General features: G+C 35.0%; 12 protein-coding genes. 5 read left to right on the plus strand and 7 right to left on the minus strand.

Annotated features, from left to right (window positions below; translation table 11 throughout):
- The first annotated feature begins 9 nt into the window (after nucleotides 1-9).
- Nucleotides 10-759, plus strand: coding sequence for a 5'-methylthioadenosine/adenosylhomocysteine nucleosidase (locus QWY87_RS15865; protein ID WP_290293052.1), 750 nt, complete (start codon nucleotides 10-12; stop codon nucleotides 757-759).
- Between the two features lie 9 nt (nucleotides 760-768).
- Here the strand turns inward: QWY87_RS15865 and QWY87_RS15870 are convergent, their stop codons facing one another.
- The 3 genes from QWY87_RS15870 to glyA form a co-directional block, all read right to left on the minus strand.
- On the minus strand, nucleotides 769-1,938 hold the full coding sequence (locus QWY87_RS15870; protein WP_290293054.1) for a succinylglutamate desuccinylase/aspartoacylase family protein: 1,170 nt from the start codon (nucleotides 1,936-1,938) through the stop codon (nucleotides 769-771).
- A 3-nt stretch (nucleotides 1,939-1,941) separates the two neighbouring features.
- A complete protein-coding gene (locus tag QWY87_RS15875; protein ID WP_290293056.1) occupies nucleotides 1,942-3,816 on the minus strand; it encodes a glutamate-cysteine ligase family protein in 1,875 nt (624 codons plus the stop codon).
- Between the two features lie 76 nt (nucleotides 3,817-3,892).
- Nucleotides 3,893-5,170, minus strand: coding sequence for a serine hydroxymethyltransferase (gene glyA / locus QWY87_RS15880; protein WP_290293058.1), 1,278 nt, complete (start codon nucleotides 5,168-5,170; stop codon nucleotides 3,893-3,895).
- A gap of 141 nt (nucleotides 5,171-5,311) precedes the next feature.
- Between glyA and fahA the strand changes: the two genes are divergently transcribed.
- On the plus strand, nucleotides 5,312-6,607 hold the full coding sequence (gene fahA / locus QWY87_RS15885) for a fumarylacetoacetase (RefSeq protein WP_290293059.1): 1,296 nt from the start codon (nucleotides 5,312-5,314) through the stop codon (nucleotides 6,605-6,607).
- A gap of 5 nt (nucleotides 6,608-6,612) precedes the next feature.
- On the opposite strand, the gene ytxJ is transcribed toward fahA, so the two are convergent.
- Genes ytxJ through QWY87_RS15900 form a run of 3 tightly spaced genes read right to left on the minus strand, consistent with a single transcriptional unit; the run spans nucleotide 6,613 to nucleotide 9,413 of the window.
- On the minus strand, nucleotides 6,613-6,978 hold the full coding sequence (gene ytxJ, locus QWY87_RS15890; protein ID WP_290293060.1) for a bacillithiol system redox-active protein YtxJ: 366 nt from the start codon (nucleotides 6,976-6,978) through the stop codon (nucleotides 6,613-6,615).
- A 5-nt stretch (nucleotides 6,979-6,983) separates the two neighbouring features.
- A complete protein-coding gene (locus tag QWY87_RS15895; RefSeq protein ID WP_290293062.1) occupies nucleotides 6,984-8,246 on the minus strand; it encodes a metallophosphoesterase in 1,263 nt (420 codons plus the stop codon).
- Nucleotides 8,247-9,413, minus strand: coding sequence for a proline dehydrogenase family protein (locus QWY87_RS15900; protein WP_290293064.1), 1,167 nt, complete (start codon nucleotides 9,411-9,413; stop codon nucleotides 8,247-8,249). It lies immediately after the preceding gene.
- A gap of 85 nt (nucleotides 9,414-9,498) precedes the next feature.
- On the opposite strand from QWY87_RS15900, the gene aroB reads away from it, so the two are divergent.
- Complete coding sequence (gene aroB, locus QWY87_RS15905; protein WP_290293067.1) at nucleotides 9,499-10,569, plus strand: 3-dehydroquinate synthase; 1,071 nt, start codon at nucleotides 9,499-9,501, stop codon at nucleotides 10,567-10,569.
- Nucleotides 10,570-10,582: 13 nt separating this feature from the next.
- Here the strand turns inward: aroB and bshA are convergent, their stop codons facing one another.
- Complete coding sequence (gene bshA, locus QWY87_RS15910) at nucleotides 10,583-11,716, minus strand: N-acetyl-alpha-D-glucosaminyl L-malate synthase BshA (protein WP_290293069.1); 1,134 nt, start codon at nucleotides 11,714-11,716, stop codon at nucleotides 10,583-10,585.
- A gap of 167 nt (nucleotides 11,717-11,883) precedes the next feature.
- On the opposite strand from bshA, the gene QWY87_RS15915 reads away from it, so the two are divergent.
- Together QWY87_RS15915 and QWY87_RS15920 are read left to right on the plus strand one after the other, a co-directional pair.
- Entirely contained in the window at nucleotides 11,884-12,522 is a 639-nt protein-coding gene (locus QWY87_RS15915; RefSeq protein WP_290293072.1) for an NUDIX hydrolase, read from the plus strand.
- A 32-nt stretch (nucleotides 12,523-12,554) separates the two neighbouring features.
- Entirely contained in the window at nucleotides 12,555-13,367 is an 813-nt protein-coding gene (locus tag QWY87_RS15920; protein ID WP_290293074.1) for a lysophospholipid acyltransferase family protein, read from the plus strand.
- The last annotated feature ends 36 nt before the right edge of the window (nucleotides 13,368-13,403 follow it).

A 13,403-nucleotide genomic window follows, 5' to 3' on the forward strand; every position in this document is an offset into this window, starting at 1 on the left:
GGACTTACCATGTATACTGGAATCATCAGCGCCATGAAAGAAGAAATTCAGGCTGTTATTGAAGTACTTGAAATTGAAAGTAAGCAGGTCAAGGGCATGAGAACCTATTATGTGGGCAAACTATACGGCAAGCCTGTAGTTTTGGTTTTTTCACGTTGGGGAAAAGTGGCATCAGCAACAACAGCGACTCAATTAATAAACGATTTTAAGGTTGATCAATTAGTATTTACAGGAGTTGCTGGGGCGATTCATAAAGATGTTCAAATTGGCGATATTATAGTGGGTAAGCAGCTTTTTCAACATGATATGAACGCAAGCCCATTGGTAGAGACCTATGAAGTTCCGCTCTTGGGGAAAACTTCGTTTTTGACCAACCAAGCTAAAAGGGCAGATCTAATGGCCTCTTCTAAAAGCTTTCTCGCTGAAATAGAATTATTTCTTTCAAAAGAACTTTTAACCGAATTCAACATTATTTCACCGAAAGTAATTGAAAGTGATATTGCTTCAGGTGACCAGTTTATATCTAATAAAATGCAAAGTGATAAAATAAGTGAAGGCTTACCTACTGTAAAGTGCGTTGAAATGGAAGGTGCGGCAGTAGCTCAGGTTTGTTTTGAATACAATAAACCATTCTCAATAATAAGAACCATTTCTGATAATGCAAATAATAATGCCCATGTTGATTTCCCTAAATTTGCCCATGAAATAGCAAGTAAATATGCTTTGGGAATTTTAAAAAACTATTTATCATTACAATGATTAAGCTTACTATAGTTCAGTCAATTTTCGATCTCTTTTAATATAATGTAGCTTATCATCTTTTAAAATTTGTTGTCGATAACCAAATAAATGAAAAATCTGTTTTGTCATGAACCTTGCAATACGTGGGTCAACTATTAGCGTATAATTATTATCAGGATCTTTTTTTACCCCAGGAATCAAACGTAAAACATGGTTTATTTTTAATTTGCGAAGAGTCAAAGATGCCCCAAGCCAGAATCTTGATATTTTATTTAATATAAAAAAACCATCTTCTCCAAGCTTTTGATAAAGAGGCATAAATATCCTCCCTCCATCGGGTGCATATATCTCTACTCCGTCCGAAAGGGCAAGGGTTTGATTTTTGCTAATGGGCTCAAAATTTTCAAACCCTTTCAACATTTCAAAATGCTCCTTCTCAGAAACCTGATACCTATATTTAATTTCGAAAAACTGGTATTCACAGCCTAGATTTTTTAATACGTTTTCATAATGAAGGTAACCAGGAATGTTTGACGCCGCTACACATTTAGAATGAACCAAAGCCTTCCAAATAAAAGCTTCGCTACTAACAATCGAACTTTCGTCATGATGAGCCCCACCTTCAAAACCTAAAGCAATATGACCATACTCGTTGATAAATGTTAATAATGGTCCATCCAGATATTCCTCTATCCCCAAAACCACTGGAATAGGGAAATTTGCAGAGAATTTTCTGTTATTCAAAGAATCACTTATGGTAATAAATGGTACCGAAGAAGCAGAAGTAGTATGCAGATCCAAAAAATAAAATGGTCCTGGTTCTTTTAGTATTTCTTGGATTATCAGAAAAATATCTTTTTGTTCTCTTGACTCCAAATTCTTATGAGTCGTTTCATTTCTTAAATTATCTATGTCGCTGTTTCGCCAAACTCTATTAAGATCTTTATCTTCAAATCGAATTCCTTTATTCAAAGCATTGATATTGCCAAGTATGATGTGAAGGTTTCCAATAAACCTTACATTATCTCTTTTAATTTTATCAATTACCAATTGGGCGGCATGTACGCCTGCCTTTTCATTTCCATGAATTCCAGAAAAAATGACAACTGTTGGGCCATTATCTGTACCATAAAAACTTCCCAACACCCTGTTATCATGAGAAAAATGCAATACGTTTTTACTAATCGTTTTACTCATAATTTATGATGGGAGTAATTTAGAAAGATCATTTTTGGTCAAAATACCCACCAGATCTTCAAGTTCTATAATTGGTAAACACCCGATTTTGTTATCAATCATAATTTTGTTCGCCTTTTCAATTGATGTTTCAGAATCAACCGTGATGATGTTCTTCACCATAATGTCTTTGGCAACAATTATATTGGTATCCTGACCTTTTATTTCCAAAATATTTGTTTTGGTGATCAAACCTGTGAGCCTATTATTATCATCCACTACAGGGATATGATGAATGTTTCTCCATTCCATAATTTTAGCAACGAGTTCAACTAAGTCATTTTCTTTAACCACAAATACTTCAGTGGTCATGAATTTTTCCAGTTTGCTTATTCCAACATCTAAATTCAATACATGATTATCTTTGGCTATTTCCCATTCATGAACTGGTTTACCTGATTTTTGATTCTTGTATAGATGAGCTGTCAACGTAGCATTAGCAATGTCTTTGGTCATCTTGGTTTTCAAAATTCGGTTGCTGTATTTAAGCCATTGGGCTCCTGTATGTCTTGAAGAGGCTCTTTTTTCAATTATAGTAAGGTATTTATCAATATCTGCTTTATCTATTTTAGATTTTAACAAGCCATCACGAGCAATAGGAAGTAATTCTTCCAAGATTAGTCTGCGCGCTGAAATCCCTCTCCCAAACCAATTAAAATAAGTATTAATCCCTGTTCTTGCTGCATTTATAAAATTCCCTTTAACCTCATTAAACGGAGTTGACGCATCCAGTTTTTTATATTTATCCGGCATCCCCTGCATAACGCCTATCCAGAACAATGCATTAGCCACTTCATCTTTGACAGTCGGACCAGCCGGAATATACCTGTTTTCTATACGCATATGAGGAACACCATTGTTCTGACCATAACACATTCTATTCCATCTATAAATGGTTCCATTATGAATGCCAATTGCCTCCAGTTTCGGGATTTCCCCTCTATTGAGTTTGGCTACTGCATCTTCTTTTAAATCGGTCGTTAATAAGGGTGTATACCTAACAATATCATCCTGGTAAAGTTCAATTATTGAATTTTTGATCCAGCTACTACCAAAGGAGACTCTTGGTTTTTGTTCGCGAAGCAAGTACGATTTATTCCTTAAATCGACACTTTGCTGAAAAAGGGCAATTCTCGTTTCACTCCATAATTCTCTTCCTAATAATAATGGTGAATTGGCAGATATTGACAACACCGGTCCGGCGATAGCCTGTGCCCAGTTATACTTGTCAACCATTTCATTAACAGGTATTTGAAGATGAACTTGAAAACTTGTATTGCAGGCTTCAAACAATATAGATTTATGATTAAGAATCAGTTCATCTACCCCTTTTATTTTGAGCATAAAATCATCTCCTCTAATATCTTTCAATATTTTGTTCAGCACTTTATACCTTGGATAAGGCGTGATATTCTTGAATACCATATCACGCTTTCTTAGAGTGGGTAGAATTCCAGTAAGAATTATTTTAGTCTCGTCTATTTCATTGGCAATAGTATCTCCATGAGAAATAAGCTTGGTGAGATCTTTATCTATTTGAGAAAAACAATCATTTTTAAGCTCGAGAGGATCAAGGTTGATTTCTAAATTGAAAAGTGCCAGTTCTGTAGTAAAATGCCTGTCATTAATTTGTTCAAGAACCTTAATTGCGTTACAAGAAGGTCTGAAGTTTTTATCAACGAGACATAATTCCTGCTCGGCTCCAACTCTTTGGATGCCTTTTTCAAACATATCCTGCTCAAGCATCATTTCAAGTGCCTTTACATCATTTAACAAATGATATAAAAATTCTTTTCGTTCCCTTAAGCTTTCAATGGCTTTTACTGATTGCGAACCCATTCCTGGCATATTTACCTATAAAAATATGGTAAATCTCTTCAGGATTCAATGATTAATATCATGTATGAATTAGGCGCTAAGCTCTTGAAAAAAGCGGCTTATCTTTCATTAGGTCATTCACTTTTAATGCCACCGCTTCTAAAACAGCTTCATCTTCAAAGTTATTAATCACCTCATCAATGAGATCAACAATTAAGGCCATGTCATTTTCTAAAAGACCTCTGGTCGTAATGGCTGCAGTTCCAATACGTATTCCAGAAGTGATAAAAGGCGATTTATCGTCAAATGGAACCATGTTTTTATTCACAGTAATATCCGCTTTAACCAATGCGTTCTCTGCCTCTTTCCCAGTAATATTTTTATTCCTTAGATCGATAAGCATCATATGGTTATCCGTTCCACCTGAAATGATATGATAATCCTTGGCCACTAGCGCTTCTGCCATGGCAGCAGCATTTTTCTTTACTTGTATCTGATAATTAAGAAATTCATCAGTCAATGCCTCTCCAAAAGCTATGGCTTTTGCAGCAATAATATGCTCCAATGGTCCGCCTTGTGTTCCAGGGAAAACAGCTGAATTCAATAATGTACTCATCATTTTAACCTTTCCCTTAGGAGTCTTTTCACCAAAAGGATTTTCAAAATCTTTACCTAACATAATAATACCACCCCTTGGTCCTCTTAAGGTTTTATGGGTAGTAGTAGTCACAATATGACAATGAGGTATCGGATCGTTCAAAATACCTTTGGCTATCAATCCAGCCGGATGTGATATATCAGCAAGCAAAATTGCTCCAACACTGTCAGCTATTTCTCTAAATCTTTTAAAATCAATATCTCTTGAATAAGCAGATGCCCCTGCAATGATCAATTGCGGTTTAACTTCATTAGCTTTCTCTTGAATCTTATCATAATCCAAAACTCCGGTTTCTCTTTCAACTCCGTAAAAAGAAGGCTTGTATAATTTTCCAGAAAAATTTACTGTAGAACCATGTGTTAAGTGTCCACCATGTGACAGGTCAAAACCGAGTATTCTATCGCCTGGTTTCAAAACGGCCTGAAATGCAGCGGTATTGGCTTGTGAACCTGAATGAGGTTGCACATTAACATATTCAGCATTGAATAAAGTCTTCGCCCTATCAATGGCAATTTGTTCAATTTGATCAACCACTTCACAACCTCCGTAATATCTTTTCCCAGGATATCCTTCAGCATATTTGTTGGTCAAAATGGAGCCTGCAGCTTCCATTACTTGTTCACTAACAAAGTTTTCTGAAGCAATTAATTCCAAACCATTGGTTTGTCTTTCTTTTTCCTCAGATATCAGGTCAAAAATTATTTCATCACGGCTCATGAATACAGTTTTTATTATTTAGTTAAAATCCTTCACAAAAGTAATAAATTCATCCTTCATATATCAAGAAACTTCTATATTTGAAATGAAATAATTGTATTCTTAAATTCTGGATATTTTTTTATTAAATTCTCAAAAATCATGAAGATAACTGCTAACAATCCAAAGAGAAAATCCTGGTTACTTGTTGAAAAAAAATCAGACTTTCCTATTCAAAACTTACCTTTTGGGGTTTTTCTAACTAAAGATGACGTCATCACTATTGGAACAAGAATTGGAGACTATGCCATTGATCTTGCTGCACTGCAGCAGTTGGGATATTTCGAAGGAATTCCTCTAGCTGCTGATATTTTCATGCAAGACACCTTAAATGATTTTATTGCAGATGGTTTAACAACATGGCGCCTGGTCAGAAACAGAATTGCAGACATCTTTGATCTTGAGAATAAAAAATTACAAAACAACAAAAAGCATAGGCAGGTTGTTATTTTTAGTATTGATGAAATTGAAATGATCCTACCTGTTGAAATAGGTGATTATACTGATTTTTATTCGAGTAAGGATCACGCTACAAATGTGGGTACCATGTTTAGAGACCCTGAAAATGCCCTTTTGCCAAACTGGGTTCATATTCCGGTAGGTTATCATGGAAGGTCTTCATCTATAGTAGTTTCGGGTACAAAAATACGCAGACCTTTGGGGCAGACGATTCCTCAAGGGGCTTCAAACCCTGTTTTTGGACCTTCTAAATTATTGGATTTTGAAGTGGAAATGGGCTTCATCACCACTGATGCAAATAAACTTGGAAAGGCTATTGAAGTAGATGATGCCAGAAATCACATTTTTGGAATGGTCTTGCTCAATGATTGGAGCGCCAGAGATATTCAAAAATGGGAGTATGTTCCACTGGGTCCTTTTCTTGCCAAAAATTTTGCTTCTACAATATCACCATGGGTTGTCACCCTTGATGCCCTTGAGCCATTTAAAACAGCTGGTCCGGTTCAAGACCCTAAGCCACTTCCCTATTTAGTGGATGAGGGCCAAACAAGTTTTGACATTGAAATTCAAACTTATATCAAACCTAAAAAACAAAAAGAAACACTGGTCAGTAATACAAATTTCAAAAATTTATATTGGAGTATTGCCCAACAATTGGCCCATCAGACTGTTAATGGTTGTAATGTTAGAGCCGGAGACCTTTATGGAAGTGGCACCATTTCAGGAAAAGAAAAAACAAGTTTTGGGTCTATGCTTGAATTGACATGGAAAGGCACTGAGCCGCTTATCATGTCAGATGGTTCTGAAAGAAAATTTATTAACGACGGTGACACGGTAATAATGAAGGCTTCTTGCAAAAATGAAGACCTCAAAATAGGTTTTGGGGAGTGTATTGGTAAAATCAAAAAAGCAAGAACTTATCCTAAAGAAAAGCCTTAATGCTATTATAATTTGGGGATGATATCGAGTAAGGCGTGATGCGAATCATGAGCGATAACCTCTGCGTCTTTAACTACGATAAGCTGAGGAGATTCATGACGTATGGCCAAAGATTCAGCCAACCAATTTGACAATTCCCGCTCTCCCTGAATGTGTAAAAAGTAGTAGGATTCATCCCGTTCTTTTATTTGTTTTTCAAAACGGCTTAACACCATTGAACTGATTCCGCAGCGACTGCTATGTTTAAATATAAATACCGGCTTTTCAAGGGATAATTCAAGGATTTCTGACCATTGTTCCTTTTGCTCCAATCCAATTCTATTAGGTTGACCTTGGGTATCATCTTTTCCTGACTTAAAAAATTCAAACATAATTTTTAACCATTTTTAGTTAATTCAATAAGGGTAATCTCTGGCCATATCCCTACTCTTCCGGGAAAACCTAAAAAACCAAACCCTCTATTCACATATAAAAGTTGTTTCTTTTTCTTGTAAAGCCCCGCCCATTGAGGGTAAATATATTTGATTGGACTCCACTTAAAACCGGGTATATCAACCCCAAATTGCATCCCATGGGTATGACCAGACAAAGTCAAATCAATATGGACAGGATAATCTATGACTTTCTTATCCCAATGAGTCGGATCATGACTCAAAAGAACCTTAAAACCAACTTCTTCCTTACCTGATAATGCCTTGTCAAGATCACCTTTTTGAGGAAATGGCGGATTGCCCCAATTTTCAACTCCGTAAATACCAATAACATCCTCCCCTTTGGTAAGGATACTGTTCTCGTTATTCAACAATTGAAAACCCATTTCTTTCTGGTACCGATAAAGCAATTCCATATTCTCTTGCTTATCCTGAGCAGAATCCCATTTTTTATAATCTCCATAGTCATGATTTCCCAAAACTGAATACACACCATAAGGCGCTTTCAATGTCTTAAAATCTTCTATAAAAGGTAAAATCTCACGAGAATCATTATTGACCAGATCACCTGTAAAGAGTATAACATCTGCCTTTTGCTGATTGATCAATGCAATGCCATCCATAATAGCTTCTCTGCTATCAAAACTACCCGAATGAATATCTGAAATCTGAACAATTTTAAAACCTTCAAAAGCTTTAGGCAGATTATCAAAGGCTAACTTTACTTTTTTAACCCTGAAATCATACTTTCCTTTGGTAATGCCATATAACATGGATGTAAAAGGGATTCCGGCAAAAATCAACCCTGCCTGCCTTATAAATCCTCTCCTACCTGGTCTGCTGATCGTTTTTTTATCTGCTTTTATAAAGCTTCTGAGTATGTTAAATACATGTTCCAGAAATCTGAAAACATCTTCAAATAAAAAGAAAAGAAGCAATAAAATTTTAACAACTATAAGCGAAAAAAAGAAACCAATGGCTAGATTCGGTGCTAGCTCAACCTGTAAGGGTTTAACCGTAAAATAAAAGTATAAATAATAAAACCCGATATAGCTTAACAAGACAGATACGCCATAAGCAACATTTAAAAAAGTCTTCCATTTACTTTTCTGTATACTTTTACGCAGTGCTGAATAAACATAAGCATCCATCACCAGTAACACTATAAGTGTCCAGATAATGTTAATCGAAATATTCCTTGTCGACATCTATACTTTTCTTCTTTTCTTTTCGATTGAGATCAAATCAAGTTCTCTGTTGGTTTGTCCTGCAACTGAGGTGTTTTCCTCTGCTCTTCTGATCAAATAAGGCATCACATCTTTAACCGGACCAAAAGGAAGGTATTTCGCTACATTAAAACCTTGATCGGCCAAATTATAAGAAATATTATCGCTCATCCCGTATAATTGACCAAACCACAATCGGTTATCAGTTTTTTTATAGTTGGAGTTATTGATAAGATCCATTAATAAATACGAACTGTTTTCATTATGGGTTCCACAAAAAATTGACATGTCATCCAAATTTTCAAACATATAGGTAAGCACTGCATTAAAATTCTCATCAGTTTCAGCCTTTGTGGCACAAATCGGATCTGTGTATTTTTTTTCTTCTGCACGTTCTCTTTCCTTTTCCATATAAGCTCCTCTGACAAGCTTCATGCCAATTTTAAATCCTTTTTCCTTAGCACGTTGATGAAGTCCTTTCAAATATTCAAGTCTATCGTGTCTATACAGTTGTAATGTGCTGAAAATGATCACTTTTTCTTTATTGTATTTCTCCATCAATGATTCCATCAGCTCATCCACTGCATCTTGCATCCAGCTTTCTTCAGCATCTACCAGCAAGCATTCATCTTTATCATAACAAGCTTTGGCAACTTTTTCAAATCTATCAACTACTTTAGACCATTCTATTTTTTCCTCTTCACTTAAGGCAACATTTTCAGTAAGCTTTCTATATAATTCAAATCGGCCGAATCCACTCGGTTTAAAAACCGCGAAAGGCATTGCTTCCTTTTCATTAACAAAATTGATTAAGGAAAGTATTTTTTTCAGTACAAGGTCAAATTGGGCTTCCTCTTCTTTTCCTTCAACAGAGTAGTCCAAAACCGAATATACTTTCTTACTGTACATCCTTTCTATAATTGTCATACAGTCATCTTCACTTACTCCTCCACAGAAATGATCAAAAACAGTAGATCTGATCAATCCTTCAACAGGGAGTGACGATTTTAAGGCAAACTTTGTTACAGCCGTACCTATTTTTACCAAAGGTTCACTTTTAATCAGTTTGAATAAAAAATAAGCTCTTTCAAGTTCAGAATCAGATTTTAAACTAAAAGCAACTTCCGTATTATTAAAAAGTTTCTTCATGCTAATTTGTTTTTCGCAAAGATACCGAGAGTGATTTATTTTTTTCAATTATTTGACCGTTATTTGCATGATAAAATTTATTTTTATGCAGTCAATCTTATCTACGAATTACTATGTGCATTTTGAAGAAAGTGCCTACACTAATTTGGGTCAATATCTCAATGAAAATTTTCATTCAAAAATTTTTATTCTCGTAGATACAAACACTAAAAAGCATTGCCTTCCTTTATTTCTCAAAAAATCTGAACTACAGGCTAAAGCTGAAATTATTGAAGTTTCTGCGGGAGAGATTCATAAGAATATTACGACATGTAACTTGTTGTGGAACAAATTTTCTGAACTTGGTGCTGACCGCAAATCTATAATTATAAATTTGGGTGGAGGCGTTATTACAGACATGGGAGGTTTTGTAGCCTCAACATTTAAGCGTGGTGTGAAATTCATCAACATTCCGACTACCCTATTGAGTATGGTTGATGCATCAGTTGGTGGGAAAACTGGAGTTGACCTAGGGGCCTTAAAAAATCAAATTGGTCTTTTTAGCAATCCCGAAATGGTCCTTATTGATATGGATTTTTTAAATACCGTTTCAACGCGTGAAATGAAATCTGGTCTGGCAGAAATCATTAAATATGGTTTTACTTTTGACCAAGCGCTGTGGCAAACGATCAAAACATTCAAAGACCTTGACATGAGTGTTATTAAAAAATTGGTTCATAGATCAGTTGAAATAAAAAATGATGTTGTTCTTCAGGATCTCTTAGAAAATAGTTTAAGAAAATCATTGAATTTTGGCCATACAATCGGTCATGCCATTGAGTCGTATTTTTTAGAATCTCCGGATAAAAAAAGTTTGACTCATGGAGAGGCTATAGCCGTTGGGATGGTGATCGAATTGTATTATTCTTCAGTTGAGTTCAATTTCCCTTTACAATACACAAATGAACTCAAGTCTTTTGTTAATGAGTTTTATGGCACCGTAGCTATTGAAGTTGATGACATGCCTGACATTATCGATCTGATGAAGTACGATAAAAAGAACGTTAATGGAAAGGTGAATTTTGTGTTGCTCGACACCTTAGAACACTGTCAGTTAGATGTGCAATTAAGCACCGAAACAATACTTGAAGGATTGAATTATTATATGAAAAACTAAGTGGTTATCCTTATTAGAACCCATTCTTAATTACCCTTTCATACATACTAACATATTTGGGCAAAATCGATTCAATTGAAAATTGATGTGCACTTTCAAAGGCCTGCTTTTTGAACTTCTCAAGCCTTTCTGCATCTCTCAAAAGAAAAATAGCATTTTTAGCCATATCATCCACATCGCCAACATCGCTCAAGAACCCGGTTACTCCATGTTCATTAACTTCAGATAAACCACCCGTGTTACTTGAAATTACAGGAGTATGTGCTGCCATAGCTTCCAAGGCAGCCAACCCAAAACTTTCAGTCTCAGATGGCAAAAGAAACAAATCGGTCAAACATAAAATTTTTCTTATTTCATCACTTTTCCCCAGGAATAATACCTTATCCTTTACGCCTAGTTCTTTAGCTAACAAATCTGCTTTTTCTTTATCAGGGCCATCTCCAACCAATATAAGTTTAGATGGAATTTCCTTTTGAACTTTATGAAAAATACGAATAACGTCAAGTACTCTTTTAACAGGTCTTAAATTACTCACATGTGCCAATATTTTTTCATCTGAACTAGCTAAGGTATCTCTCATACACTGTTCATCACTCCATGAAGCCTGCTTTTCAAAATCTATAAAATTATAAATGACTTCAACATTCTTTCTGATATTAAACAAACGCAAAGTATCTTCTTTTAAACTATTTGAAACCGTCGTTACTGCGTCAGAATGATTAATGCTGAATTCAACTGCAGGCTTGTATACAGGATGGCTTCCCACTAATGTGATATCAGTACCGTGTAAGGTTGTTACAATAGGAATATCAATCCCGATATCTTTCAACATTTGTTTGGCCATATAGGCAGCATAGGCATGAGGAATTGCATAATGCACATGCAACACATCCAAATCATACTTTTCAACAGATTCTACTAATTTACTCGACAGCGCCAAATTATAAGGTTGATAATGAAATAGAGGATAATTTTCTACAAAAACTTCATGAAAATGTAGGTTATGAGTCAGAAAATTTAGCTTTACCGGTTGATGAGATGTAATAAAATGCACCTGATGTCCCTTTTGAGCTAGAGCAATTCCCAACTCAGTCGCTACAACACCACTTCCGCCATATGTCGGATAACAAACTATTCCTATATTCATATAATAAATTTTATGCTTCTAACAGACGTAAGAATCCATTTTACTTACGAATAAAAGCAATTTTATGATTTAACTATATCTTATTAACTCTCGCATTCACATCTAAAATCGGCAATTTGGATTGCAAGAATAATTGTAAATTCGTATTTGTAAAAATATGCTTTTATATGGAGTTTGACTATTTTTTATCATTGATTTCTAAGATCGAAGACACGCAATTAGGTGGTTTCTCCTCACATCAGAAAATGATTCCTAAAGAACGAAGACTTTTAAAAAAAATAGAATTAGAATCAGCTAACCCAAGAAAAGCCGCTGTGCTTGCCTTATTTTATCCTGATGAAAATAATTTGACAAATTTTTTACTCATAATAAGAGCATCATATGACGGAACCCATTCTTCTCAAATATCCTTTCCCGGAGGAAAATATGAACTAACTGATCGTCATCTTGAATTTACGGCCCTAAGAGAAACATCAGAAGAGGTTGGAATTAATATGGCAGCTATATCAATAAAAAGACAACTTACAGACACGTATATTCCTCCAAGCAATTTTCTTGTAAGCCCGTTCATTGGTTTCACAGATTCAAGACCTGACTTTGAAACAAACCATGAGGTTGAAGACCTTCTTGAAGTAAAACTGACTGATTTACTAAATGAAGATTCTGTAAATACTGAAAATTTATCGACCAGTTATATGAAAAACATTGATGTTCCTTGCTTCAATTTAAACAAAAAAGTGGTTTGGGGAGCAACTGCCATGATGTTAAGTGAAATTAAAGACCTAATCAAAGCAAATCTTCATTAATTTTTTTAAGTTTGTTGTGCAAAATGTAAAGAATGGCATTATTTAAGAAGGATGTATTTGGAAATAGTCTTTTTCTAAAAAAATCATTGATTCGTATTATGGGATTATTTTCTCATAGAAGGTATCGAGGGTTTAATGAACTGCATATTGAGGGGTCCGAAATAATTCGAGATCTCCCTGATAATAATGTTCTTTTTGTAGCAAATCATCAAACTTATTTTGCTGACGTAGCAGCCATGTTGCATGTTTTTAATGCTGCATTAAGCGGAAGAGTTGATACTATCAAAGATGTTGGTTATTTATGGCAGCCAAAATTGAATATTTATTTTGTGGCCGCTAAAGAGACAATGCGATCTGGAATATTACCAAAAATAATGGCCTATGGAGGGTCTATTTCAATCGAAAGGACCTGGAGAGAAAAGGGCAAAGACGTCAATAAAAAGGTGAAGTTATCAGATGTTTCAAGTATAACTACTGCTTTAAAGGACGGATGGGTCATTACATTTCCGCAAGGAACTACAACACCCTTTAAGCCAATTAGAAGAGGTACTGCTCATATTATTAGACAAAACAAACCGATTGTTATTCCTATCGTCATCGATGGTTTCAGACGGTCTTTTGATAAAAAAGGATTGATGATTAAAAAAAGAGGTATTCTTCAATCAATGGTGATCAAAAAACCAATGGATATCGATTATGAAAATGATTCAGTTGAAGACATAGTGGAAAAATTACAATATGCTATTGAACAACACCCTTCGTTTTTGAAGGTTCATAAAGTTGACGATTACCATAAAAGCGAAAAAGAACTCAATAAGAAGAGAGAGTTCTGGGATATGTATTAAAAAAAAACATCCACCATTGGTGGATGTTTTCTTTTA

Source organism: Lutimonas halocynthiae (assembly GCF_030409835.1).
Taxonomy (GTDB): domain Bacteria; phylum Bacteroidota; class Bacteroidia; order Flavobacteriales; family Flavobacteriaceae; genus Lutimonas; species Lutimonas halocynthiae.

Excerpts from the sequence above, each read along its gene's own strand:
- QWY87_RS15865 (WP_290293052.1), top strand. The coding sequence starts at position 10 with ATGTATACTGGAATCATCAGCGCCATGAAAGAAGAAATTCAGGCTGTT.
- QWY87_RS15915 (WP_290293072.1), top strand. The coding sequence starts at position 11,884 with ATGGAGTTTGACTATTTTTTATCATTGATTTCTAAGATCGAAGACACG.
- QWY87_RS15900 (WP_290293064.1), bottom strand. The coding sequence starts at position 9,413 with ATGAAGAAACTTTTTAATAATACGGAAGTTGCTTTTAGTTTAAAATCT.
- QWY87_RS15895 (WP_290293062.1), bottom strand. The coding sequence starts at position 8,246 with ATGTCGACAAGGAATATTTCGATTAACATTATCTGGACACTTATAGTG.
- QWY87_RS15920 (WP_290293074.1), top strand. The coding sequence starts at position 12,555 with ATGGCATTATTTAAGAAGGATGTATTTGGAAATAGTCTTTTTCTAAAA.
- QWY87_RS15875 (WP_290293056.1), bottom strand. The coding sequence starts at position 3,816 with ATGGGTTCGCAATCAGTAAAAGCCATTGAAAGCTTAAGGGAACGAAAA.
- bshA (WP_290293069.1), bottom strand. The coding sequence starts at position 11,716 with ATGAATATAGGAATAGTTTGTTATCCGACATATGGCGGAAGTGGTGTT.
- ytxJ (WP_290293060.1), bottom strand. The coding sequence starts at position 6,978 with ATGTTTGAATTTTTTAAGTCAGGAAAAGATGATACCCAAGGTCAACCT.
- glyA (WP_290293058.1), bottom strand. The coding sequence starts at position 5,170 with ATGAGCCGTGATGAAATAATTTTTGACCTGATATCTGAGGAAAAAGAA.
- aroB (WP_290293067.1), top strand. The coding sequence starts at position 9,499 with ATGCAGTCAATCTTATCTACGAATTACTATGTGCATTTTGAAGAAAGT.
- fahA (WP_290293059.1), top strand. The coding sequence starts at position 5,312 with ATGAAGATAACTGCTAACAATCCAAAGAGAAAATCCTGGTTACTTGTT.
- QWY87_RS15870 (WP_290293054.1), bottom strand. The coding sequence starts at position 1,938 with ATGAGTAAAACGATTAGTAAAAACGTATTGCATTTTTCTCATGATAAC.